At 39.8% G+C, this 25,941-nt stretch carries 20 protein-coding genes; 4 read left to right on the top strand and 16 right to left on the bottom strand.

Annotation, left to right across the window (positions count from 1 at the left end):
* Positions 1-4 precede the first annotated feature (4 nt).
* The gene (locus ACRD64_RS17780; protein ID WP_430934809.1) at positions 5-160 is read left to right on the top strand and encodes a hypothetical protein; all 156 of its coding nucleotides are present in this window, start codon (positions 5-7) and stop codon (positions 158-160) included.
* 63 nt (positions 161-223) lie between these two features.
* Positions 224-1,669 carry a monomeric [FeFe] hydrogenase gene (locus tag ACRD64_RS17775; RefSeq protein WP_430934808.1) on the top strand — a complete coding sequence of 482 codons (1,446 nt, stop codon included), beginning with the start codon at positions 224-226 and terminating at the stop codon, positions 1,667-1,669.
* 688 nt (positions 1,670-2,357) lie between these two features.
* On the opposite strand, the gene ACRD64_RS17770 is transcribed toward ACRD64_RS17775, so the two are convergent.
* From ACRD64_RS17770 to ACRD64_RS17740, 7 genes are all read right to left on the bottom strand, one after another.
* Complete coding sequence (locus ACRD64_RS17770) at positions 2,358-3,737, bottom strand: sigma-54-dependent transcriptional regulator (protein ID WP_430934807.1); 1,380 nt, start codon at positions 3,735-3,737, stop codon at positions 2,358-2,360.
* A 38-nt stretch (positions 3,738-3,775) separates the two neighbouring features.
* Positions 3,776-5,836, bottom strand: coding sequence for a tetratricopeptide repeat-containing sensor histidine kinase (locus tag ACRD64_RS17765; RefSeq protein WP_430934806.1), 2,061 nt, complete (start codon positions 5,834-5,836; stop codon positions 3,776-3,778).
* Between the two features lie 6 nt (positions 5,837-5,842).
* Entirely contained in the window at positions 5,843-6,196 is a 354-nt protein-coding gene (locus ACRD64_RS17760; RefSeq protein WP_430934805.1) for a dihydroneopterin aldolase, read from the bottom strand.
* 876 nt (positions 6,197-7,072) lie between these two features.
* Positions 7,073-7,534 carry a GAF domain-containing protein gene (locus ACRD64_RS17755; RefSeq protein ID WP_430934804.1) on the bottom strand — a complete coding sequence of 154 codons (462 nt, stop codon included), beginning with the start codon at positions 7,532-7,534 and terminating at the stop codon, positions 7,073-7,075.
* A 153-nt stretch (positions 7,535-7,687) separates the two neighbouring features.
* Positions 7,688-8,185, bottom strand: coding sequence for an RNA polymerase sigma factor (locus ACRD64_RS17750; protein WP_430934803.1), 498 nt, complete (start codon positions 8,183-8,185; stop codon positions 7,688-7,690).
* A gap of 285 nt (positions 8,186-8,470) precedes the next feature.
* Entirely contained in the window at positions 8,471-12,457 is a 3,987-nt protein-coding gene (locus tag ACRD64_RS17745; RefSeq protein WP_430934802.1) for a T9SS type A sorting domain-containing protein, read from the bottom strand.
* A 145-nt stretch (positions 12,458-12,602) separates the two neighbouring features.
* On the bottom strand, positions 12,603-13,730 hold the full coding sequence (locus ACRD64_RS17740) for an adenylate/guanylate cyclase domain-containing protein (RefSeq protein ID WP_430934801.1): 1,128 nt from the start codon (positions 13,728-13,730) through the stop codon (positions 12,603-12,605).
* Positions 13,731-14,306: 576 nt separating this feature from the next.
* Here ACRD64_RS17740 and ACRD64_RS17735 point away from each other — a divergent pair.
* Positions 14,307-16,400: a S9 family peptidase gene (locus tag ACRD64_RS17735; protein ID WP_430934800.1), complete on the top strand. Its 2,094-nt coding sequence runs from the start codon at positions 14,307-14,309 to the stop codon at positions 16,398-16,400.
* A 583-nt stretch (positions 16,401-16,983) separates the two neighbouring features.
* On the opposite strand, the gene ACRD64_RS17730 is transcribed toward ACRD64_RS17735, so the two are convergent.
* A complete protein-coding gene (locus tag ACRD64_RS17730; RefSeq protein ID WP_430934799.1) occupies positions 16,984-17,274 on the bottom strand; it encodes a sigma factor in 291 nt (96 codons plus the stop codon).
* A 214-nt stretch (positions 17,275-17,488) separates the two neighbouring features.
* Between ACRD64_RS17730 and ACRD64_RS17725 the strand changes: the two genes are divergently transcribed.
* Positions 17,489-18,175 carry a hypothetical protein gene (locus tag ACRD64_RS17725; protein WP_430934798.1) on the top strand — a complete coding sequence of 229 codons (687 nt, stop codon included), beginning with the start codon at positions 17,489-17,491 and terminating at the stop codon, positions 18,173-18,175.
* Positions 18,176-18,414: 239 nt separating this feature from the next.
* Here the strand turns inward: ACRD64_RS17725 and ACRD64_RS17720 are convergent, their stop codons facing one another.
* The 8 genes from ACRD64_RS17720 to ACRD64_RS17685 all read right to left on the bottom strand — a co-directional run bounded on the left by ACRD64_RS17720 (position 18,415) and on the right by ACRD64_RS17685 (position 25,635).
* Positions 18,415-18,789 (bottom strand): DUF3127 domain-containing protein, encoded by a 375-nt coding sequence (locus ACRD64_RS17720; protein WP_430934797.1) that lies wholly within the window; start codon positions 18,787-18,789, stop codon positions 18,415-18,417.
* 19 nt (positions 18,790-18,808) lie between these two features.
* Entirely contained in the window at positions 18,809-19,267 is a 459-nt protein-coding gene (locus tag ACRD64_RS17715) for a peptidylprolyl isomerase (RefSeq protein ID WP_430934796.1), read from the bottom strand.
* A gap of 260 nt (positions 19,268-19,527) precedes the next feature.
* Positions 19,528-20,334 (bottom strand): FKBP-type peptidyl-prolyl cis-trans isomerase, encoded by an 807-nt coding sequence (locus ACRD64_RS17710; RefSeq protein ID WP_430934795.1) that lies wholly within the window; start codon positions 20,332-20,334, stop codon positions 19,528-19,530.
* Positions 20,335-20,350: 16 nt separating this feature from the next.
* Positions 20,351-20,935 carry an FKBP-type peptidyl-prolyl cis-trans isomerase gene (locus ACRD64_RS17705; RefSeq protein WP_430934794.1) on the bottom strand — a complete coding sequence of 195 codons (585 nt, stop codon included), beginning with the start codon at positions 20,933-20,935 and terminating at the stop codon, positions 20,351-20,353.
* Between the two features lie 252 nt (positions 20,936-21,187).
* A complete protein-coding gene (locus ACRD64_RS17700) occupies positions 21,188-21,607 on the bottom strand; it encodes a hypothetical protein (protein WP_430934793.1) in 420 nt (139 codons plus the stop codon).
* Between the two features lie 124 nt (positions 21,608-21,731).
* Positions 21,732-22,253: a biotin/lipoyl-containing protein gene (locus ACRD64_RS17695; protein WP_430934792.1), complete on the bottom strand. Its 522-nt coding sequence runs from the start codon at positions 22,251-22,253 to the stop codon at positions 21,732-21,734.
* A gap of 216 nt (positions 22,254-22,469) precedes the next feature.
* The gene (locus ACRD64_RS17690; protein ID WP_430934791.1) at positions 22,470-23,960 is read right to left on the bottom strand and encodes an acetyl-CoA carboxylase biotin carboxylase subunit; all 1,491 of its coding nucleotides are present in this window, start codon (positions 23,958-23,960) and stop codon (positions 22,470-22,472) included.
* Positions 23,961-24,093: 133 nt separating this feature from the next.
* Positions 24,094-25,635 carry an acyl-CoA carboxylase subunit beta gene (locus ACRD64_RS17685; protein WP_430934790.1) on the bottom strand — a complete coding sequence of 514 codons (1,542 nt, stop codon included), beginning with the start codon at positions 25,633-25,635 and terminating at the stop codon, positions 24,094-24,096.
* Positions 25,636-25,941: the final 306 nt, after the last annotated feature.

The raw sequence follows: 25,941 nt of genomic DNA, 5'->3' as shown, positions 1-25,941 counted from the left end.
CAGAATGAGAAGTAAAAAGTTAACAGTTACCGGTCAGCAGTCGGTTGTACGCAGTCCCGAAAATATCAAAATCAATGATTTTGTAGCGTTTCCGGGGGTACTCGAAAAACATCCCATATTTAAACTTTGTTTTATTCGGGAAAAGCACGTCACTTTTTAGGACCCAGACTGTAGATTAAGAGATCGTAATAAAATATCTGAAAATATAAACTTGAACTAGCGAATGACTTATTTTAACAACGCAATTCAAACTAAAAGGGAGCTACAAACTACCTTAATCAAACTATTAAAGCAAGATCAACTTATCGAAAAAATAGATCGTATACCTTTGGAAATGCGACCTAAATCGAAAACGCCCATTAGGTGCTGCGTGCATAAGGACCGGGCTGTGATCAAGTACAAATCGATGGCTATCATGGGCTTTTGCACCGAGGACGAAGAAGACGAACTTACACCACTAAGTGAATATGCCCAGAAAGCTTTGGAAAAAACGGAAATCCCCAAAGAGCATTTAACTGTTATCGACGAGGCTTGTAGTTCTTGTGTACAGGTAAATTATACGGTTAGCAACCTTTGCCAGGGATGTGCCGGACGTGCTTGTCAGGTCAACTGCCCCAAAGATGCCATTAGAGTGGTGAATAGCAAAGCGATTATCGACAACCAAAAGTGTGTGAACTGCGGATTATGTCAAAAGGCTTGCCCCTTTCATGCAATCGCCTATTTGCCTGTACCCTGCGAAGAAGCCTGTCCCGTGCAAGCGATCAAAAAGAACGAAGAGGGTATTGAGGTGATTGATATGGGCAAATGTATATATTGCGGTAAATGCATGACTGCCTGTCCGTTTGGTGCTGTCATGGAAAAGTCACAGGTGCTTCAGCTGGCCAAAACATTAAAAAGCCAGGAGGAGACCGTCGCCATGGTTGCCCCCGCTATTCTGGGGCAGTTTAAAGCCAGTGCCGAACAAATATTAGGGGCCCTCAAAGCCATTGGTTTTACACATATAATTGAGGTTGCCGAAGGTGCCGATATTACCGCCAAAAACGAAACGGAAGAATGGATCGAAACAGTTCAGAAAAATGATCCATTTCTGACATCATCTTGTTGTCCTGCTCACACCTTACTGAGCGAAAAACATATCAAAACACTTCAGCCATTGGTATCGCATACCAAATCGCCCATGATTTATACTGCACACATAGCGAAGAAGAAATTCCCAAACGCCAAACGTGTATTTATTGGCCCATGCCTGGCCAAACGACATGAAGCCAGTGCATCAGGAGAAATTGATTTTGTGATGACATTTGAAGAACTAAACTCTTTTTTTACCGCTTATGAAATAGATTTTGCGACTATCGAGAATGTGACATTAGGTTCGAACATCTCTGCCGAAGCACGGGGTTTTGCATTAAGCGGGGGCGTAGCCCAAGCCATTAAAAATAGCGTACCCAACGGATATGCCTTTAAAGAGTTTTTGATCGATGGTCTGCACAAAAAGAACATCAAATTACTGAAGGCCTTTAGTACAAAAGCACCCGATTACAATTTTATTGAAGTAATGGGATGCGAAGGTGGATGTATGAACGGGCCGGGAAGTGTTACTGCCTATAAAACCGGAACAGCACTATTAAAAAAAGCCATTAAACAACAGGAACAAAACGTAAACGTCTAATCGTAACCCTTTCCAAAGTATTTAGAATAATGGCCAAAACTGAAAGTAAATCGCCGATACGAATGGCAGCAACAAAATCGCACTGTAGCGTAACCTTATTCGTTATCTTATAGTATTAACAACATATTTTATGTGATTTATATTAAAGGTTCACAAAATTTGCAGACAAAAAGAGGTTGTATTCTTTACATCCTCTTTTTTTCAAACAATGAGGTTCGGAGGCTAAACAATAAGGTCAGAGACCCAAACAATGAAATTCGGAGGCCAAACAATAAGGTTTGCGATTCAATCAATGAGGTACGGAGGTCAAACAATAAGGTTCATGACTCAAACAATGAGGTTCGGAAGTCAATCAATAAGGTTTGTGATTCAATCAATAAAGGATACAGTTTTAGCAGAATGGTTTGTGATTCGGGTAATAAGGTTCAACCCGCAATATGCATTAGAAAAGCTATTACAACATTTTGACTATGAAGTCAGCGCTGTGGCAGTTCCAATTTAATGGATGCAGAAATACTGTCTTACGAAACAAAATCCTTAGTAAAAGAGATCGTTATAGCCATGATTCCGGAAGATAGTGTTAGCAATTGCTTCACTAAATCGCGGACACCGTCAATAGAATTTTCAAAATCTTTAGGGTCCTAATTTCTTAACAAAAAACATGGATGTCAATAGCAAACAACGAATATCACGCAATACTCTTATCAATCTCAATCCCAAACTTTTTAATCTTTCGTTTTAACGCATCCCTCGAAATACAAAGAAGTTCCGCTGCCTGCGTTTGGTTCATATCACAGCGTTTTAGGGCTTCCATTATTAACTTGTGTTCGTTCCTTTCCAAATCCAAGGTATCATAAGCCATGGCTACTTTTTTAACATCTCCTTTTAACGGAAAATCTTCAGGTGTCAACTTATCCCCATCCAGTAATATTAGTGCACGCTCCACCATATTGCGGAGTTCGCGCACATTGCCCGGAAAATAATAGGCTTGCAGTTTTTTAATTATGTCGACACTGATAGCGGGTACTTCGATGTTCTTTTTTCGTGCAAAAGATTGCACAAAATGCATCAGTAGCGGTTGGATATCTTCCGGTCTTTCGCGCAACGGAGGTATGTTTATTTCAATGGTATTGATTCGATGATACAGGTCGATGCGAAACTTGTTCTCTTCTATCAACTGCTCAATGTTTTTATTGGTGGCCGAAATAATCCGCACATCCACCGGCATCTCTTTGGTACCTCCTACCCGCTTCACTTTGTTTTCCTCAATTGCGCGCAACAGCTTTGCTTGCAACGCAAATGGCATATCGGCTATCTCATCCAGAAAAAGGGTTCCCTTGTTGGCCAGCTCAAAATACCCTTTTTTATCCTCGCGGGCATCTGTAAAAGCTCCTTTTACGTGTCCAAAAAATTCGCTTTCGAGCAGACTGACAGGAATAGCGGAACTGTTAACCGGGGCAAAAACCTGTTCGTTCCTGGGACTTCCGTAATGAATTATCCTGGAAATAATCTCTTTACCTGTTCCGTTTTCACCTGTCACCAATACATTAACATCCCTATCCCTGGCAGCCTTTAGTGCCATTTTTATAACACGTTTGATGGCTTCGCTTTCTCCGACAAAATCTTTTTCGATCATTCCTTCCAACTCCTTTGAAACCAAAGATCCAATATTTTCAGCATTCTCCAGCTTTTTCTGAAGTTCCACAAACTTTCCGGTTCGCTCCACAGCCACCTGAATATCCATCACCTGAAATGGTTTACGGATAAAGTCGGAGGCACCGCTACGCATGGCTTCAATCACCATGTCCATATCGCCATAGCCGCTGATCATGATAACTTCGGTATTCGGGAAATCCTCTTTTACTTTGTTCAGCACGTCCAGTCCGTTCATACCCGGAAGCAACACATCCAGAATCAGTATTCCCGGTTGTTCCTTTTCAAGCAAGGCAAAACCCTCATTGGGCATATTGGCCGTAAATACCTCAAAGTTTCTCTTGTCGAGATGATATTTTAGCTTTTCCGTGATCCGGGATTCATCGTCCAGGATTAATATTTTTAGGTTGTTCATCGTATCAATATTAGAGTACCAAGTAGAAAGACTGGTTTTTATTTCGCCGCAGGAAAAATCACCTTCATAATAGTGCCATCCTTTACACGACTTTGCACCTCAATACGTCCTTTCATTTCTTTTACCAGACTATACGAAATAGACAAACCAAGTCCCGTTCCTTTCCCCAGCTGTTTGCTGGTTACAAAGGGCAGAAATATATCGGTTTGTTTTTCGTGAGGAATACCTACCCCATTGTCCATTAGTTTTATAAACACTTCATCTCCCTCAGAACCCGTTTCTATGAGTATCTGTTTTTTAAAACCAGTTTCACCCATCTCCCTTTCACTCACCGCATCTCTTGCATTGGAAAGCAGGTTATGAATTACTTGTTCCACCTTATGCGGGTTCCCCAAAATATCCGGTATTCCATTGTTCAGGCTGAGCCGTAAATCGATATTGTGTGTTTGGTACTGTCGGCGGAGCATGGAAACTGCTGAACCCACACAGTCTGACACAGAAAACCGCTCGTAGACACTTTCCTTTTGGCCGCTGGAAAATACCCTGATATGGTCAACTATTTCGCGGACACGAGCGATGTCTTCAAATATTTCACCCACCGATTTTTTTACGTAGTTTTGGTCCGGCACCTCTTCTTCCAGTTCAAATTGTATCCCTTCGGCCGATAATGAAATATTCTGGATGGGCTGGTTTATTTCGTGAGCGATTCCGGCTGCCAATTCGCCCAGGGAAGACAGGCTTGCCTGATGCACAATGATTTGTTGCTGCTCAACTTGTTTTTGTAGCGCCTCCTTCACTTTGATCTCCAGGTTTTTGTTTTCCTCGCGTTTTAAGTAATACCGGTAATAAATGATGAAAACCAATATCAACACCACTACTATGGTAAACCCAAAAGAAAGCCGCCACACGGACAGGTTCTCTTTCTCCAGCCTTAACCGGTAGTTCTCATTTTTGGCTTCCAAAATTTCGTTTTCCCGGTTCTTTTTTTCCAGATCGCTCACTGCCAGCGTATTTACAAATTGTGCCACATTCTGCTCTCCGGCAAGTACATCCGAAACATTCGAATACCGCACCTGATACTCATATGCCTTTTTATAATCTCCCATAGTCTTGTAAATAAATGATAACATCCGATAGTTATCCTGTATCACGTCCCTACTCCCAATCACTTTGGCCAAGGCTATACTCTTTTGGTGGTGCAAGATGGCTTTTTTATTATTGCTCAATTTGCCATATATTCTGGCCAGGTTTAAAAACGATACTGAAGCTCCCAAATGATCGTTTTGTTGAACCTGCAGCTCTAACGCTTCCCGATAGAAATCCTGGGACTCGCTAAGCATATTTTTACGATAATATACCCCACCCATATTGTTCAGCACCGAGGCAAAACTAAGACTGTCGCCCCTTTGCAAATATTCCTTATGCAATAAAGTAAAATACTCTAACGCTTTGTCATATTCTTCCTCATTAAACCAAATATCACCAATACTCTCCCATAATGCTGTTTTTTCCAGCTCATAACCTTTTCCCTCTTCCGTTATGTACCCAAGGGCTTTTGTATAATTTTCGAGCGCAATCTGGTTCTCTCCCAAATTCTTGTGCACATTTCCCATATCCAGATAGGTAGAGATAATGTTGGACACATCGTTCTCCTTTAAATAAATCAGCAAGGAGTTTTTATAACTATCGAGAGCTTTTTGAAATGTTTTAAGACGATAAAACTTAGTCGCTAAAGCAGTTACACTGCTCTGGTCACCTATCGACTCATAAGTTGAAAGTGATTTTTTATAGTACGAATAGAGATTTTCATAATCATTCAGGAAGTAATACCCCATCCCCAGATTACCGTAGGCTTTGGCTTTTCCTTCCTGATCGTTTAAGGAGGTGGCCAACTTTAGCGCCTGGTTGGCATATTGAATCGCTTTTTCGGCATCGGAAGAAATATAATAGGCCGAAAGTTGGTTGTACACCTCCACCTTTTCGGGCAAGGAGGCATTTTTCAGCTTTCGATGAAGCTGATTAATAACGGACTCCTCTGCTTTGAGCTGAACACTAAAAACAAAAAGAACAACAAATCCGTATTTCAGCAGAAACTTCATGCTTTATTACCTGTTAGATCCTGACAAACTAAACGACAGCTCTCCGGAAAATTGCATATACTTAACTTTTTTAACCTCAATTTCGGCGCTGTCCACTTTAGTTTCTTCCAATACCGTATTCAACACCATACGGGCAAAAGCTTCAATCAAGTTAAAATGACCGGATTCGGCCCTTCCCATAATTTCCTTCACCATACGCTTTAAGTCTATCGCATCCGAAGGATCGTCACTCCCCTCTTCCAAAACACTATTATATCGAACGGTAATTGTCACCAACAAATCCTGTTGATAATCCTGGAGATGCGGTTCAAACCCCACATTGCTCCGTACTAATAAGTTTTTAATTTTTAATGTTCCCATGGTAGATTATTCTCCAGCTATCCGGTAAAAAAAATAAATGTAAGAATTTAAGCGGATTTATTCATGAGAATTCATGAATAATGACTTTAGCTCAAACAGTGCATGCACTTACTGAGCTAAAGTCAAAATTAAAACCAAAACGTTACCCCCCGGTTTGCAACGAGGGGGTATTGGTCAATCGTTTTTAACGATATTCATCATTAGGATTTGATGTCAAAGAATTAAATCCTTAAATTTTAAATAAAAATATCTGCAGAAAACTATGCATACTAGACCAAAATGCAACCTGCTTTCTGACATTTACGATTGTTGATTGGGTTGATGTTTTTACTCGACAGGAATACAAATTTGAAATTGTAAATTTGTTAAATTATGGTATTAATAACAAAGGCTTAACTCTTTTTGCTTGGTGGGTCCTTCATTTAGCCTGTAAGGCTGAAGATGGTTTTAAGCTAAGCGAAATAATAAGGGGTTTTAAAAAGCAGACCGCTAAGGCTATCGTAAATTCTATTCAGCAAATTCCGGAAAGCAGGAAACATTGGATGTTGTATAGGTTTGAGTTCGTAGGGAACTTCTATAACCATATTCAGAAATATAAATTTTGGCAATAAACCAGCCACTCTGTTTTATTGGACACCAATCAGAAGATTGAACAGCGGATAAACTATATTCATGAAAATCCTGCTCGGGTTTGATAGTTATGCATCCTCGTGAATATTTGTATAGCTCAGCAGTAGGTTATTCAAACGAACAAGGTTTGGTTAAAATACATGTTGTGACATAACCCCTTATCGTTATAAACGATTGAGCAGCACAACCCCTCGTTACAAACGAGGGGCAGGTAGAAATTTCACGTTATTTGGTGTAGACCAATTCTTACTTATAAATCAACTCAAGAAGCAACTCAAGACCAGCCTGATCGTCCTGGTCGAACTGAGCCAGGTCGCGACTATCCACGTCCAGCACACCAACTACCTCGCCATCCTTAATAAGAGGCACCACTATTTCCGATTTCGAAAGTGAGCTACAGGCGATATGACCAGGAAAGGTCTCTACATCATCTACAAGAACCGTCTTTTTAGAATTTATACCAGCCCAGCAAACTCCGGTATCTTTTTTTAAACGCAGGCAGGCCACAGGCCCTTGGTAAGGCCCAACCAGCAACTCCCCATTCTCCAGCAAGTAAAATCCTGTCCAATAAAAGCCCTTCATTTTATGATGAAGCAGAGCAGCCATAGTTGACATCCGGGATATGGGATTATTAACAGGAGCTGTTAACTCTTCTATTTGGGCATATAACCTTTTATATTTGGCTAATTTAGGCGATTCTTTTCTCATGTTTAATTATCTTTTAAAACTTTCATGAATATGTATAACTATCTTTTCCCAAAATTTGAAACGACGAAAAAGAACGAGATTAATGGAAACAAAAATGCAAGATAATCACTAAAGTTTATCTTGCACAATATTAAAAACTATGTCGCTATTATTTTAATCTTCAAGCATACTTTGTAATTTTTTACGGGTAAAGAAAATTCTACTTTTTACCGTCCCAATGGGCAATTCGAGCTTCTCAGCAATTTCCTTATACTTGTAACCCGAGGTATGCATGGTAAAAGGAATCTTAAATTCATCCTCCAATCTTTCGATACTTTGGTTCATTTCATTTACAGACTGTACCATTTCCGGTGTTTCTGACGCATAGTTGCCCTTGAATGCAACCCTATACGCATCTTCTGCCGACTCAAATGTGTTTCTGGTTTTTTGTATCCTACGATAATTGTTGATAAAGGTATTTTTCATGATGGTAAACACCCATGCCTTAAAATTCGTGTTCGACACAAATTGTTTTCTATATGTAAGCGCCTTTAACGTTGTTTCTTGCAACAAATCATTGGCATCCTCTTCGTTTGCGGTTAAACTAAGCGCAAAATACCTTAGCTTATCCTGTAAGCTCAGTAAGCTTTCGTTGAATTGCATTGCTGTCATGGTGTATTGTTTTTGGCCTGTTTGTTACTATTCTCTATTTGCTTTGATTGTTTAACAAATATACGACATCTATAAACGATACCAAAGGATTTTAAACTCTTTTATTATTTTATTTTTACTCATTCTAAATAACGATATCACATTTGCCTGTTTATCAGGTAAATTAATGAACAACTCAAGCAAAATCTAAATTACGATTAATTTCGGTTGCAAAAAACACTTTGTAAAAGATTAAACAAAAAAAATGGCGTCACCCCAAGGTATCGTCTGTATTTTAAATACTTACTAATTAACCCGTAATTTTTCGGTCATCTGTTTATGACCCATTCGTATTTTTACAAGATAAAAACCTTTCGGCAACTCCGGCAGTTCTATTTCCTGTTCATATATTTCAGAACCTTTAAAATATGCCTTCTTTATGAATTGCTGACCCGATGAACCAAAAACACTAACCTCAAATACACCCATGTAAACATCTTTTAGCAAAACCCTTACCCGGTTGCCCTTCGTAGGGTTAGGAAACACACTGACTTCAAAATCACTTGTGCTATTTTGGTTTACACTGGATATTTGCCCTTGAATTCGAATATTATCAATTACCCATCCCCAACCATCTTCAAATGGATCCGAATGCAATTTAAATCGGATCAATATGGTATCCCCGGCAGCAAAAGTATCATATAAGTTAACGTGATGATCCGTAAAATCTTTTGCCGAAGGAGTGGCTTTATAATCATTGACACCCTGATTCCAGATATCTTCGTATGAGAAGTCGTAACCCGGTGCCAATGCTTTCCATTCCAATCCATCTTTAGAACCTTCCACAACTGCATAATCAAAGAAATCTTCATCAGGGTATTCAGAATTTGTTTCACCTGTTTCCAGGTAAGCTATGTCATAGTATTTTAAAAAAGCCATTTCTTCGTCGTTGGAAATAATGATAGGATATTTTAAAGTATAAATTAGATCCACATTTTCCGGATAAGGATGGGGTGAGTGGATGGCATCATTGCTGAACTCTCCTTTTTGAATTGAAAAATAACTACCCACAAAATGATCTAAGTTAACCTCATCATCAAACTTATTGATATAAGAAGTAATGGGCTGCTCAACTGAAACAACTTCCAGATGCTTAACATTTGAGCTATACTTTTGCCCGTTCAAATAACCATATACTTGCAGTTTCTCCGAAGTCTCTATCGAACTTGAAACCGTATCTATCCTATTTCCTGCGCCCACATTCCTATAGGTTTTTACCAACCCTTTGTCGTTATATAGCTCAAAAGAATCCAGTTCAACATCAAACACCGTGCTTAACACATAATCGCCTCTCGGGTTAATCCCGGCGTTATCTATGAAAGGGTGTTTTATCTCGTTGCTCAACTGGGCCATCTTAACCGTCCAAACCCCTAACCCATGGGTTCCCAAAATTACCTCATCACCAACAATCTTTATATCCCAAATGGATACGGCCGGTATCCCGTTGTTTGCATAGGCCCAGGATAATCCATCATCTTCACTTATAAACAAACCTATTTCTGTCCCAGCCCAAATAGTAGGGGTACTGAATGGCATTACCTGCATTGTGTTTACTGCCACATTGGGGAAATTATTACTACTGGTCGCACTCGACCCAATTAAACCAAAACCCGACAAATCCTCCCACGTCTCACCCAGATCTGTCGTTCTTACTATTTTGGGGCGATTGGCCATCGAAAAAACCAAATAGGCCGTTTCCGGATCAACCGGGTGGGTTACAATATCTGTTATCGCCCCCATATTGGCAAAAGGCACAATTGAACTAAAAGTTTCTCCTCCATCTGTTGAAACATGAACTCTGCCTTTGGTAAAACCATCCAGCGCATTCACTCGAACCCCTGCCCAAACAATATCGGGATTGGCGTTGCTGATAGCTATTTTAGGCGTAGAATTTGAGGTGTAGCCCCAATATGTGCCCATAGATATGTTCTTCCAGCTGTCTCCAAAATCACTCGATTTCCACAATCCGGAATTTCCGCCCACAAACAGCAGGTCTGGATCGGCCAGGCAACTTGCAATGCAGGTAACAAAGGGGGCCAACTCCCCATCATCACTATCGGCAAATAAATCGGAGGTTACCGTCCAGGAATCACCGCCGTCTTCCGTTTTCCTCAGTTGGTTATAGTAATATGTTCCCATCATTAATTGCGGCTTGCGAGGATGCCATACCACATCGAAACCATCACCACCAAGAAGGTCCTCCCAATCGCTTAACTTATTGGGATTGATTCCCGAAAGGGCGGAACCATTGTCCTGCAGTCCACCAAAATACTGATATTGCTTGGGGTGACGCGTGATACCATAAAACTGCGACGTAACATATCCATTTGACTTTGATGTCCAAGTAGCGCCGCCATCGCTTGAAGAACCGACACCTCCATCGTTACCCACAATTACAGAGAACGGATTGCCGACACCTTCCAAAACCGTAATATGATGATGGTCGGCATGGGCGTAATTGTCATCCGTTAGGTTCTTTGACCAATCGCTTATTTGCGTAGCCATTAACTCCCTATCCTTTAGGTCATACGAACGAATACTGATATAGCCTTCGGGCAAATTGGGTTCGTCCCACGTGGCACTCTCGGCCAACTTTGGATAAATAGCCGTCATTAATTGGTAATTGCCATTATTTAAACTAACCGAATCACTTTTATTTTCTGCCTCATATAGCACATCATGAACCCATATCAACTCATACCCACCCGGGTAAACGTCAAACTTCCCGTTTTCATTGCCATCAACAATGGACACATGTAACTGTTCCCCAGTTGTTGTATTTATTACCTCAAACGGAATATCCCCATAACCCACATATTCCACCTTACTCGAGTCTTCCGCAAAAACATGGGTAAAATCCGATTCCGAAGCTTTCCTTACCAAACGATGTGCCTTTTGGGATTTTCCAGGACCGAACTGGATTTGAACTTCGTTGAGTTTATTGTTAAACCCAGATAACACACACACCCCTCCGTTAGAATAGCTTCCACCAAAATATTCAAAATCCAATACGGAACTGAAGGTACTTGAAACGCTGAAAGCCTGAGTCCCTGTGGAGGAAATATCATTTCCCAGCTCAAAGCTATATAAATCAATTCCTCCAATAAAACCCCTATCGGTGTCCATTGGATTAACTGCCAACACATTGTTGTACCATCCTTGACTCATTAAAAATTCAGTGGGCGTTCCCGACTCGGTTGCCTTGGCCCATTCCGTGCCGCCATCCTGCGAATAATATACTTTTGAATTTACATCCATGGCATATAGTACATCCGGGTTGTTGCCGGAAACCGCAATCTCAATCCTTTCCGGATCAAACGAAGACATATCATAAACCAGAAACCAGTCCTCACCTCCATTCTCCGTTTTGAAAATCCCCTTGCCGTTTCTGGCCACCCACAAAATATCTTCATTGACAGGATGAATTATAATCCTCTGATATCTGTGGTATTGAGAGAGCGCAGTACCGTCCCAGGATATTCCTCCATCCACCGACTTAAAGACTCCTTGGTTGGTGGCTGCCCATAGTTTATTTTCATCGCTATGCGCAACCACTATGCTATTTACGTAGTAAAACTGGCTATTGCTTGTGGTGGATGTTAAGGCCGACCAGGAGTTTCCCCTATCAACACTTTTAAATATACCGTCGCCGCGCACGGCATCTATATTATAATATCCTTCGCCCGTTCCGGCATAAATCACATCCGGATTGGAAGGGGCCATAGACAAACATACCGTTGCCAGATTGGGTATATCCGGTGAAATGATATCCCAGGAAGCACCTGCATTGGCAGTTTTCCATATTCCACCAGATACAGCTCCTGCAAACCAGGTACTTTTATCGTCAGGATCAACAATAACACACCTGGTTCTACCTCCAATATTTCCTGGCCCACGCTGAACCCACGCCAATGTTTCCGAGGCCGATTTTAGAGAATTTCGATGTGCAATGGCCGATTTCAGAGCCTTAATCTTATAACCTTCCTTATAATCGCTTTGTTCGTTCAGCGAAACCAGCGACTTCAAATACTCCATATACTTATCGGGCCTGTCCGGTTTGGCATAGCCATTTTTTCTGCGTTCAATTTTCTTATTGATATGTTGTTTTAGTATATCGGATGATGCTGTTGGTATCAGCTTTTTATTTGAAACTGATTCTTCCTTGCCCCAATAGCACACGACACCAAAAACCAACAACAAACAGGCAGAAATAAAAACCAGATTTTTTTCCATAAATGCAAGTTAAGAAATAAAAGGCAGCGATTAAAGGATAATAAAAGTATTGAATTTATTCCATAAAAAGATGACCTCATCATAAAATAAAAATCCTATGTAATAACAAGCATATTTAAATTACACGACTCCATTAAGCACCACTTTAACTTTGCAAACTCACATCGTATAGATCCACGTCCTTTGCTTTACCCGACAGTTTTGCACGTTCTATAAAGGTTACCTGATATCCATTGGGTTTTATGCTAATGTTTTCAGCGAAACTCTTTGTTACGATTATCTCCTTACCATATTTCTTACATTGTTTCTGGATGCGTGCCGCCGTGTTTAACACATCCCCATGAAAGGCAAGTTCACTTTTTATTTCACCAACTTCAGCTGCCATTACCCTTCCCGAATTGATGGAAGCGGTAAAAATTGGCATCAGTCCATATTTTTGCTCAAAATGATTTCTATGTTTTTCCAGCTCATCTTTATATAAAAAAAAGAAATCAACCGCTTTGTTAAAATTTTCTATTTTATTGGCATTCCACGTGACCACAACTTCGTCGCCAACATATTGATAAACTCTGCCATAAGTCAACAGCAATGGGTCAGATAATATTCTGAAACAATCCTGAATAAAATCGCTATACTCCTCATGTCCAAGTTTTTCGGCAAAAGTGGTGGAAGACCTTAAGTCCAGAAAAATAAAAATTAAGTTTTCCTCTCTGGGCTTTTGATAATAGCCCATCATTACCCTTCCCAGCTTGGCAAAACCAATTTGATGAAACAAAGTGTGCAACAATTGATTAACATAGCTACCTATGGACAACACAATTAAAAAGAAAAGAATAGTTGGATTAAATAAAAAACGCCCTAAAGCATTAAAAGCTTCAGCCACTGACAACTGCATATCTACCATGTAATGCGCAAAGCCAAGCATAATAGCAAAAGCCAAAAAAACAATTGTATCCATAAAAATGACAATGACTGCCAAACGCCTGATATGGTATTTACGGACTAAAACGGGATACAAGAAATTACGCACATACCAACTCAAAACCGCAAAAATGGAAACCACCACCGAAGACAGTAAAACTTCATCGGCTACAAACTCCATTCCCCTCGACATTATATCGCGAATATTACCACTTTTAGTACCTAACACCCGGATAAAAATAGCGATTCGGATCACAACATTCCAATAGGCCAGCGTCAATAACAAATACGATAAATGATATTTTAATTTTGAGGAGGAGTATTTAGATCTTAAAACCGGTGTCCAGTCCATAACAGCATTATTTACAATGAAACACAAGTGCCATAAAGTTTTTATTGTAGAATGTTAAAAACAAGAAAGCCGCTGTCAAACGTTGTGACAGCGGCCTTCAATCTTTAACCAAACCTAACCCTAAACTATGAGTGCTACAAATATAGCTACTGTATTGTTATTTACAAATAATTTTTAACTTTTTTTTCTATTAAAATCATAAATAATTCACAATTCTAAAAAACATGCATAGTACCTTTTAGTAAAAAAAAGAACCGCTGTCAACGTTCTGACAGCGGCCCTCAATCTTTAACCAAACCTAACCCTAAACTATGAGTTAATACAAATATACTGTAATTTGTATTAACTCCAAATTATTTTCATGTTTTTTTCATAAAAAAATCCAATAATCGTCACAATTAATCATTATCTGTAGCTCATAATTCTATTGTTCATATTCAATGCATGTATTGATTATTTCTAAAAAGGAAATATCTTTACTTAATACACCAAATCATCATTCATATTATGTATAGACTATTTTTATTATGGCTTTCAGCCTCACTATTTGCTTTGGGCTGTTCAAAAAAGAAATCAATGATACCCCACCAACTTCCTCAAGCTCCGATGGCAGAAAAAAAGGACTCCGCCATTACTTTTCACAACCACACCCGGATAGATCCTTATTTTTGGATGCGATTGACCGACGAACAAAAAAATGCACAAAGTCCGGATGAGCAGACTCAAAAAGTGCTTGACTACCTAAATGCAGAAAACGCATATACCGATACGGTAATGCAAAACACCAAACAACTACAAGAAAACCTGTTCCATGAAATTGTGGGTCGTATTAAAAAGGACGATGAATCAGTGCCCTACTTTTCTAACGGGTATTGGTATTACGTTCGATACGAAGAAGGCAAGGAATACCCCATCTTCTGTAGAAAAAAAGATTCATTGGATAATCCTGAGAATATTTTTTTAAACGTCAACGAATTGGCAGAAGGTCATGAATACTATGCCATTGGAAGCTTAACCGTTTCTTTGGATAATAAACTGCTGGCTTTTACCGAGGATAAGGTAAGTCGAAGGATTTATTCCATTCGTTTTAAAAACCTGGATACCGGAGACATCATCAAAGATGAAATACCAAACGTTTCTGCCGGCGGTGCCTGGGCCAACGACAACCAGACTTTCTTTTATACCACAAAAAACAAGGTTTCTCTTTTAAGCGAGAAAATATGGCGGCATAAGCTGGGCAACGATATTTCAAAAGACGTCATGGTATATCACGAAAAGGATCCGTCCTTTTACATCAGTGTTACCAAATCAAAGTCGGACAAGTACATCATCATTGGTGAAAGCAGCACATTGGTGAGCGATTATCATATTTTGAATGCCAACCACCCTACCGGAGAATTTAAACAGTTTACGCCTAGAGGAACGGAACATGAATATTCGATAAGCCACTTTGAAGACAAGTTTTTTATTGTCACCAATCACAAGGCCCAAAACTTCAGGCTGATGGAAACTACAGAAGATGCTACTGATATAAGCAACTGGAAAGAGGTAATTCCACATCGTAAAGACGTGCTGTTGGAAGGCATCGATATCTTTAAAAACCATTTGGTGCTCAGCGAACGTAAAAACGCCTTAAACCACCTCAGAATCATCAACCAAAAAACGAAAGAGCAGCATTATCTGGAATTTGGTGAAGAGGTATATGTTGCAGGCACCACCACAAATCCGGAATTCGACACTGAGATTTTGAGGTATAGCTATAGTTCCATGACCACCCCATATTCAACCATCGATTACAACATGAATTCAAAAACCAAGGACGTAAAGAAGGTAAGTGAGGTGGTGGGTGGTCACACCCCCGAAAATTATCATACGGAAAGGCAATGGGCTCACGCTCGCGATGGAGTGCAAGTGCCTATTTCCATCGTATATAAAAAAGGAACCAAGCTAGATGGGACAGCTCCTTTATTATTGTATGCTTATGGTTCGTATGGCGCGACAATGGATCCGGGTTTTAGTTCCACCCGCTTGAGCTTGCTTGACAGAGGGTTTGTTTTTGCCATTGCCCATATCAGAGGCGGACAATCCATGGGTCGTCAATGGTATGAAGACGGTAAAATGATGAAAAAGATAAATACTTTTAACGATTATATTGACTGCAGCAAATTCTTGATCGAGAAAAAATACACCTCGCCCGATCATCTGTATGCTATGGGAGGAAGCGCCGGAGGATTGCTGATGGGAGCCATTGTTAACATGGAACCCCAATTATACAATGGTGTTATTGCGGCCGTGCCGTTTGTGGATGTGATCAGCACGATGCTGGACGAAACCATTCCGCTAACCACCAATGAGTTTGACGAGTGGGGCAATCCTAAAAACAAGGAAGCCTATGATTATATGCTGAAATATTCCCCATACGATAATGTTAAGGCCCAGGAATACCCGAACATGTTGATCACAACTGGCTTATTCGATTCACAGGTTCAGTATTGGGAGCCCGCAAAATGGTTGGCCAAATTAAGAGACACAAAAACAGATAATAACCTTTTGATAATGCATACCAATATGGAAGCCGGACATGGCGGCGCATCGGGTCGTTTTAAACGATATCGCGAGACCGCACTCGAATACAGCTTTATGTTTATGCTGGAAGGAATTACCGAATAGATCCGGGAAACAGGGCAAATTGTATCGTCTAAACAGATGATGACTACCCGAAAATGAAATGGCTATAGCAATGATGGAAAAGTCACTGCTAAAGCCATTTTTAGTTTAGTTTCCAGGCAGAAACGCTGGCTACAATTGTACATTAACAACAATCACACTTACATTTGCCATCCGTATAATCTTCGCATTCGCATGTACGTTTTTCGCTCCCCTTGCAATCGCAGTTGCAGTTGCATTCTTCATTATTACAACATTTTTCTTTTTCGCTCATTTTCATTTTTTTTAGATGATAATTCTATGGTCACTTAAATAGACGTGCCCTCCATAAAAGGACGCAAAATTTAACACTTACAGTTCTTTTTTTCTATCGAAATTATATCTCCATATTTATCAGCTTGAACCACAGGACAACATTCCAAAAACAAATCCTTCAGTTTTTGCCGGGCTCTCTGCACGCTCGACTTAGCCCGGAATGCGATATGTTCATTAATTGAGCATAATCTTTTTGCGACATATCGCCAAAGGCTGTTTTATCAAGAACATCTTTATAATTCTCAGGCAGCTGATGAACGAATGGCCTTAATCAAACCGAAAAATCCGGGGTATTTTCGTTATCCTCTTGCATTATGATGTTGCTGTCTATCTCCGATTTTTCCGGTTTTACTTTTCGATAGTAATCAATAATGGAATTACGGGTAATTTGATACACCCAACTTGTAATCTTGTCGTTTTCTTTTAATAAATCTTTTTTCAGGTGGATTTTTATAAATACATCTTGCAAAATATCTTCCGCAACCACATTATTGTGAACCCTGCTTTTAATAAACCCAAGTAATTGCAAACTAAAGTTATCCCATATCTTTTTTGTTATCATTTTTAGTTTTATTAGAATAGACGAAAAGATACAGAAAAGACGCAAAACAATACCGGTTTGCTTCAAAAATACCGCATAACTCATGATACTCCCGTTTTGCGCCATTAGAAGTCCATCGGTATTATGTTAATTAACTTGTTACAACCTTCTTAAAGGCATTAAAAACCCATTGAACTTTTTCTATTCTCTTTCCTTTTTAATAAAATCTTTCGTCATGCAAACGCTTGTACTTTCACCCATCGTTCATCTGGAGGCCAGTCTTGATTTTTACAAAAAACTGAATTTTATTACCCTACTGGAAAAACCTAATATTTTATCCGACGGGAAATTTCTTATTGAAATCAATACTGATAAGTATGCCAGGACAGGAATTAAAATCATTCAGGATAGTTGGGAAAAAGAAGTCCAATCGCTCACTGACACCTATCCGTCATTTCCCATTGATAATGGTTATTTAGTCAGGGATAACAATGGAATATGGATTTATTTAATAGAAGGAAATGATTTAGATATCAAATTAGACAAACAACAATCACCTAGTCACCTCGGAAAATTTATGGGTATTAGCGTAGAAACAACCTCCTTCGACATTTCACATGCTTTTTGGAATAAATTAGGCTTTGTACAGGTGAGCGGAACTGCCGAACATGGCTGGATTGTATTGGCTAACCCCGATGGTTTTGCCGTTAGTTTTATGTTGCCTTTAAGTTGTCCCCATTCGTTTACTAATCCTTCAATGACCTTTTTTAACGATGGAAAGAATCTTGAGAATATTGCGAAAATACGTGAGGTTAATATTCCGATTAAAGAAGAAATAACTGCATTTAACCGGGCGGGTATTGCCGACAATATTGTACTACAGGATCCGGGAGGTTACGGCATATTCGTCTTTAACGACTAGTTCCATGCGATGGAGAACGATTAATAATTTACATGTCGCACAGCCCTCCATGCGATGGAGAACGAATAACAATTTACATGTCGCACAGCCCTCCATGCGATGGAGAACGAATTGAGGTTCACAAGAACATGCAATAATAACCGGTATAGATTAGCGGGTTGAGATTTAAGCCAAAAAAACTCGGGGCACGACTCCAAGTCGCACTCCGAGTATCTAAGTTATTTAATGCCGTCGCACGGTTAAAACGGCAAATCTTCTTTATCTCCCGCCGGTGGCACTTCCGCTTCGGTAAAAGGCGGTGGGGGTGTACCGGGCTCAGCCGTTGCCTGAACGCTCTCCAATCTCCAAGCTTCCAGGTTAGAAAAGTAATTTACTTTCCCATCCTTTTCCCACTTACGACCACGAATATTAAAAGACACCTTGATCGGATCTCCTAAGTTAAAAGGATCAAGTTGGGCACATCTGTCTTGTGTCAATTGGAACTTGATATAATCGTTCCAATCCGAGTTGCGCTCGTTCATCACCTCAATTACAAATTCTCTCTTTTTAAAGGATGCACTAATAGTTTGCTCATTATCCTTTACAATCAAATTTCCTACTAATTCAAAATTCATCTATCCAGCTTGTAAATGGTTATTCTTCAATAATCTTAATTGTCTCAATTCCGTCTCCTGCCTCTATGGCATCCACCACATCCAATCCTTCCGTCACGATCCCAAAACAAGTATGGTTTCCATCCAGGTGAGCCGTATTATTGCGGCTATGGCAAACAAAGAATTGTGATCCCCCGGTATTTTTACCTGCATGCGCCATTGAAAGAACACCTCTATCGTGATATTGCCTGTCTGCGTCGGTTTCGCAGTCAATATTATATCCGGGACCACCCATTCCAACCCTTGGGCTGCTCATATCTTTTGAATGGGGGCATCCTCCCTGAATCACAAAATCAGGAATAACACGGTGAAAAGCCAACCCGTCATAAAACCCTTCCTTGGCCAACTTCACAAAGTTCTCAACTGTCTTTGGTGTTTCCTTTTCGTATAAATCCACCTTCATAACACCTTTTTCGGTATGTATTTCTGCTTTAATCATCTTGCAAACGGTTTAATTTTTAAGAAGAACAAAGGTACAATATAAAGTAGCAAGTTCAAATGTTAAAGATAATAGATTTGAGATTTTGAAATAAGTGATGCATACTTTTCAAGCAGACCTGCCGTTTATCCGAACTATCATCTTTTTACAAACCCATCTCCTATATGAAGTTCGTTTGGGCCCATAAAAAAAGAGGGACTAAGCCCTCTTTAGAAAATCCCTATCTGTCTCCAGGCAGGTAATATTTTAATGGACACCTACTATTTTTCGATATCCAATAGCTCAACCTCGAATACCAAAAGTTGATTTGGTCCTATCTGGCCTTGGCCTCTTGAGCCGTAAGCTAAATCTCCCGGGATATAAAGCTTATACTTCGATCCTACAGGCATTAACTGTAATGCTTCTGTCCAACCCGGAATAACCTGTGTAACTCCAAAGGAAGTAGGCTCTCCTCTATCCACTGAACTATCAAAAACAGTTCCATCCAACAAAGTACCGTGATAATGCACTTTTACTTTATCGGTAGTAGTAGGCTTAACACCTTTACCCGCTTTCATCACCTCGTACTGTAAACCACTGGCTGTGGTAACAACACCATCTTTTTTTCCGTTTTGAGCTAAAAACTCCGCTCCTGCTTTTTTATTTTCGAATGCAGGCATTCCCGGCATCAGGTTCTTACGATCTTGAGCAGCTTGAAATGCCGTTTGAAGAAAAGTATTCGCAGTCTGTTGATCAAAAGCTGCTTCATCTTCACCTACTAAAGTGTTAATAAAACCTGCTTTCATCACATCCCAGGAAATACTGTCGAAACTCTGACCCAAACCATCTTTCATTTGCTGAGAGAACTCTGCATTTACAAAAGCGGCTGCCATTGCTTTGGTGTCGATTGAATCGAAAGGCCCTTTAACTTGCTGACTCATTTGTGACGCATTTAAGTAACCTAATGCATAGCTAATACTATCCGTCTCGTTTTTAAGTTCAATTTTCTTTACACTTGGCGCTTGCGTACAGGAAACAGCCATAACAGCTGCTGCACCAAGACCTAAAATAAAATTCTTTATTTGCATGGTTTATTGTGTATGATTAAACAATTTCTAATAATTCTACCTCAAATACCAAAGTGGTATGCGGGCCAATATCCTGTCCAGCTCCCTGCTCACCATAAGCCAGGTTCGATGGCACATAAAGCTTCCACTTTGAACCCAGGGGCATTAACTGTAACGCTTCAACCCATCCGGCAATAACTCCGTTTACAGGGAATACAGCAGGCTCACCTCGCTGAACCGAACTATCGAATACTTTGCCATCGATTAAAGTACCATGGTAATGACATTTTACTTGATCGGTGGCAGCTGGTTTAGCACCGTCCCCTTCAGTTACAACCTCGTACTGCAATCCACTTTCCAATGTAACAACACCTTCCCTCTTAGCATTTTCCGCCAAGAAATCCTGTCCTGCTTTTATGTTTGCTTCAAACTGCTTGCTTTGCAATGCCGTAAAAAATTCATTGATAATTTGATTAGCCTCTTCAGGAGCAATTTCCGGTTTTGTGGCTTCAAGTTGGTGCTTCACCCCCCTTGCAAACGATTCATATTCCAATTCAGCAACACCCGACTTTTGAAGGTTTCCGGCAATGCTTAGTCCTAACGAATAACTTAACTTTTCCATTTATCTTTGTTCCTATTATTTTTAACGGTGGCGAATATAGGCTTTTAGCAGATGGAAAACAAACAGGACAAAAATCTTTAACCTGGGATTAACAATTCATACCACAAGGGAGGAGAATGAGGGAGGAGATCAGGTGGCTGAGCGCAAAGAATAGAGGCGAACAAAGTTTAATTGTACCGCCAAAGATGCGGTCACCGCTTTAATAAAACAAAACCCAACGAAGACCTTCTCCATTGGGTCGAAGTCCTAATTTTAACCAAACACTAAAACCGCAAGAACAATTACAACAACACCTAAAATAAGATTTAAAGTATTAATTTTACTAACTGCTGCGAAACTGCCTTCTGTTGGATTTTTTTTGGCCTTTTTAGCTTTAATACTGAGTAACACCAAAACGACAAGCAATATCACTACAATGGCTAATTTAGCCACCAACAAAGGCATTGCTCCTAAAGCCGCCCAATACGGGGTCATTAAATAGCCGCCTGTTATTATAAGAAGTGTTAAACCTGTTTTTCCTAAATAATTCAAAGAGAGCAAGGCGGTGTTTACTTTTAATTTTCCTTCCGAATCGAATTTACTGGCTACCCTACTTAAAACAAAGGCCGAAAGTGCAGCACCAACAAAAGTCGCTACAGATAATAGGTGTATAATTAACATTGGATTTCTCATGGTCGTATTTTTACATGTTTAGATATTCAAACCATGATTGAGAAGAATTGTTTAAAAATAGTTATCAGTTCACAGTCTACAGTCCACAGTGTGATTGACTGCTGACTGCTGACTGTTGATTGCATTACTTACCCGGATCAACCTCAAATAAAATCTGGTCCTTCATAACAGTTTCTTCGGCCTTAACGTGTATGTTTTTTATTTTTCCATTCACCGGACTGGTAATTTCGTTTTGCATTTTCATGGCCTCTAAAATCAACACAGGTTCACCTTTATGCACTTCATGGCCTTCGCTCATAAGCACAGCCACAATCTCGCCTGGCAATGGTGCATTTACTTTTGAAACTTTTTTACCCGAATCTTTTGCCAATTTTTGTTTCCTTCTGCTGGCAAGCTCTGTGTCGATAGTGAAGTGATAGGTATTACCATTGATCATCACAGAAACCTCGTTTTGCTTCAGGTCTAGCACCTCCCCTACGTGTGTTTTGTCATTTATCTTAATCAAAAACTCATCGTTTTCAATGTCTTCAATTTCGATATCTGCTCTGCGGTTATTTATTTTATGTAACTTATTATCTCTAACCTGTATGTTTACTTTCTTATCACCAGTTAGTGTATAATTTTTTGTATGATGTATCAGTTTCATATAATTGTTTTTAGTGTCAAGACATAGGTGTTAAATACCAAGATAACGAACACAATACACTGTGTTAAAAATAAATTAGAAAAGCGTTTTTCATGTAAGCGGGAGTCAAAATACAAGACTTTCGATATTAAAAAAAGGAGTTTACTTTTGTAAATGACAGTTTTTTTAAAAAAACGAGAATAATGCTGTATTTGGCTACCGATTCACAATTAAAAACTATCCTTTAATTTTTTTACTCATGGCCCAGGCAGACACTTGCTTATCGTCCAGCTCGCCGGAATTAATTTTAGCCTGCTCGTTTAAATAGGCTTCCATGGCTAAGGCGGCAGCGGCAACAATCTCATTATCCTCCTGGTAGTAACTCTGTTCCAAATCTTTTTCAATAAATGAAGTGGTATATTTTCCCTTTACAAAAGAAGGGGTTTGCATTACCTGCTTAAAAAACGGAAGGGTAGTCTTAACTCCTTTAATGATGGTGTCATTTAAAACCAAACGGGAATTCTTGATCGCCTCGTTCCTTGTTTTCCCGGTAATGATTAGTTTTGCCACCAGCGAATCAAAACTAGAAACCACCACTTTACCGGTTTGATAACCGGAATCACAGCGTAAGTATTTCTTGTTAGGTACTTCCATATGTTCAATTAGTCCGGTAGAGGGGGCAAAACCCGCTTGTACATCTTCTGCATTCACCCGCAGTTCTATCGCCCATCCGTTAATTTGAATATCTTCCTGTTTTAACGATAACTTTTCGTCCTGTGCAACTTTAATTTGCTGTTCGATGATGTCCACACCGGTAATTTCCTCTGTGATTGGATGTTCTACCTGAACCCGGGTATTCATCTCCATAAAATAATGATTCAGCTCATCATCCAAAAGAAACTCAACCGTACCCGCACTATAATATTTGGTGGCTTTACATATCTTCACCGCATCGGCACCAATCTTCTGTCGAAGCTCTTCGGTCAGTGCTGCGGATGGTGCTTCTTCCAACAGCTTTTGGTGTTTGCGCTGAATACTGCATTCTCTTTCGTACAAATGAATAATGTTACCATGCTTGTCGGCCAGTACCTGAAACTCAACATGGCGAGGATTCTCCACATACTTCTCAATCAACATAGAATCGTTATCGAAAAGCGACCTGGCCTCATTGGTAGCCAGCTTAAACATTAACGGGAGCTCTGTTTTTTTGCGCACCACACGCATCCCTTTACCCCCACCTCCGGCAACGGCTTTAAGAATTATTGGATAACCAATACTTTTAGCGGTTTCCTCCGCCTCTTCCAAAGTAGTAATTACGCCCTTACTACCCTGCAGCACAGGGATTTTGTTCTTAACCGCCATATCCCGTGCCATACCCTTGTTACCCATTTTGCTAATGGCTTTTGAAGAAGGCCCAATAAAAATTATTTGGTTACGTTCGCATTCCCGGGGCAAAAATGGATTTTCTGAAAGAAACCCATATCCGGGGTGTATAGCGTCAATTTTATATTCTAATGCTGTTTCTATTAATTTATCGATGTTTGTATAAACATTTATAAAGGTATTGTCAGATACATCAATCACCTCATCGGCATGATCGAGATGCAATGCATTAGGTTCGTGGTGCGACATAAACATATAGGTTTTAATACCCATACTTTTAGCTGTTCGGGCAATTCGAATAGCTATTTCGCCACGATTGGCAATTAAAATTGAATTAATTTTCATGATTTTATTAGATAAGAGACTGGAAGATAAGAGATAATAGGCTCTTTACAATGCTCAAGTCTGTTAATTTTAATTGTTTTAAGTACCGATAATAGTTCTGAAACCAAATGCAGTTCATCTACATATCTATTATCTAAAGCGGTATATTCCCGTGTTTACGTGCCGGGTTTTGTTCAACTTTGTTTTCGAGTAAAGCAAACGCGTTAATAATTACTGCCCTGGTTTCCGAAGGATCTATTACCTCGTCGATATACCCTTTTTCATCGGCCACATACGGATTGGCCACGTTTTCTTTGTAATCGGCAATCAACTTGCGTTTCAACTCTTCGGGATCTTTGGCACTTGCCAGTTCCTTCCTGTTCAATATTTTTACGGCACCTTCGGGTCCCATAACAGCTACTTCGGCTGTTGGCCATGCAAAATTGAAGTCTCCTCCCATATTTTTGCTGTTCATTACAATATAAGCCCCACCAAATGCTTTTCGCAAAATTACCGTAACTTTAGGTACCGTAGCCTCTGCAAAAGCATACAACAATTTGGCGCCGTGCATAATAATCGCATTTTGTTCCTGACTTTTACCTGGCATAAATCCTGGAACATCTTCCAATACCAGTACAGGGATATTAAACGAGTCGCAAAAACGCACAAAACGTGCAGCCTTTTTAGATGCATTGATGTCTAAACATCCTGCCATTACTTTGGGTTGATTGGCCACCAAGCCAATTACATGGTTGTTCAGCCGGGCAAGTCCTATTACAATATTTTGGGCGTGTTTTTCCGCAATCTCAAAAAACGATCCTTTATCCACAATCAAACGAATTACATCCACCACATCATACGGTTTGTTCGCATCATCAGGCAATAACAAAGAGAGTTTTTCAGGTTTACCCGGTTCAATATCCTCGTCGCGATTTACCGGCGGATGCTCCACATTGTTGGATGGCAGATAACTCAAAAGTTTTTTAACACCCATCAGCGTATGCTCCTCATCGGAAAAAATCATATCGGCCACGCCACTTTCCGTGGCATGTACTTCTGCACCTCCCAGATCTTCGAAAGTAACATCTTCGTTTAACACCTCCTTAACAACCTCGGGGCCTGTAACAAACATATACGAGGTATCCTTGGTCATAAAACGAAAATCAGTGAGCGCAGGGGAATACACCGCTCCACCTGCTGCGGGTCCCAGTATTACAGATATCTGCGGAATTACACCGGAGCTCTTAACATTCTGCATAAAAATACCGGCATATCCGGCTAAACTGGCCACTCCTTCCTGTATTCGGGCACCCCCGGAATCTATCAGGCCAATAATGGGATGTCCCATTTTTAGCGACATTTCCTGTACTTTTTGAATTTTACGGGCATGAACACTTCCTAAAGAACCACCCATAAAAGTGAAATCCTGGGCAAACAAAAATACTTTTCGGCCATTGATGGTTCCGTTTCCTACTATAACGCCATCGCCATATTTTTTTTCACTTTCGTTTCCCAATGGCTTTACAAAAGCATCTATTTCACGAAAACTGCCCTCGTCCATTAAAAATTCAATTCTCTCTCTGGCAGTCAGTTTTCCCTTGGCATGTTGTTTCGAAAAATAAGTTTCATCGTACTGGCTTTGAAGGCTTTCGTTTCGTAAATGAAACTTCTTAAATGGAATCCTATTGTCGTTCATAGGTATATACTTAGTTGATAGTTGTATTGGTGGCTACCGAAAATGTTTTCAGTAACCGAAGTTAATCAAGTAATTCGTTAAATAATAATTATTTTTCGCGTATTTGGTTTGTTCGATGTACAAGTAACACCAAACCATTCTTAATTGTTTATCCCCAATTTCGTTGGCAAAATAGTAAGATTTCCTAAACAAAAAACATACATATCTGCTGTAAAGCATAATTTTACTATTTGAACTATTTGTTCATGTCCTATGTTTTGCGATTTGCAAAAAACTAAAATTATCGCTAAATTTTCAGATTCATAA

Origin of the sequence: Saccharicrinis sp. 156 (genome assembly GCF_050589685.1) — a bacterium.
Lineage (GTDB): Bacteria > Bacteroidota > Bacteroidia > Bacteroidales > Marinilabiliaceae > Saccharicrinis.
The sequence above is the reverse complement of the archived record's forward strand: the minus strand, read 5'-3'. Positions and strand labels throughout refer to the sequence as shown.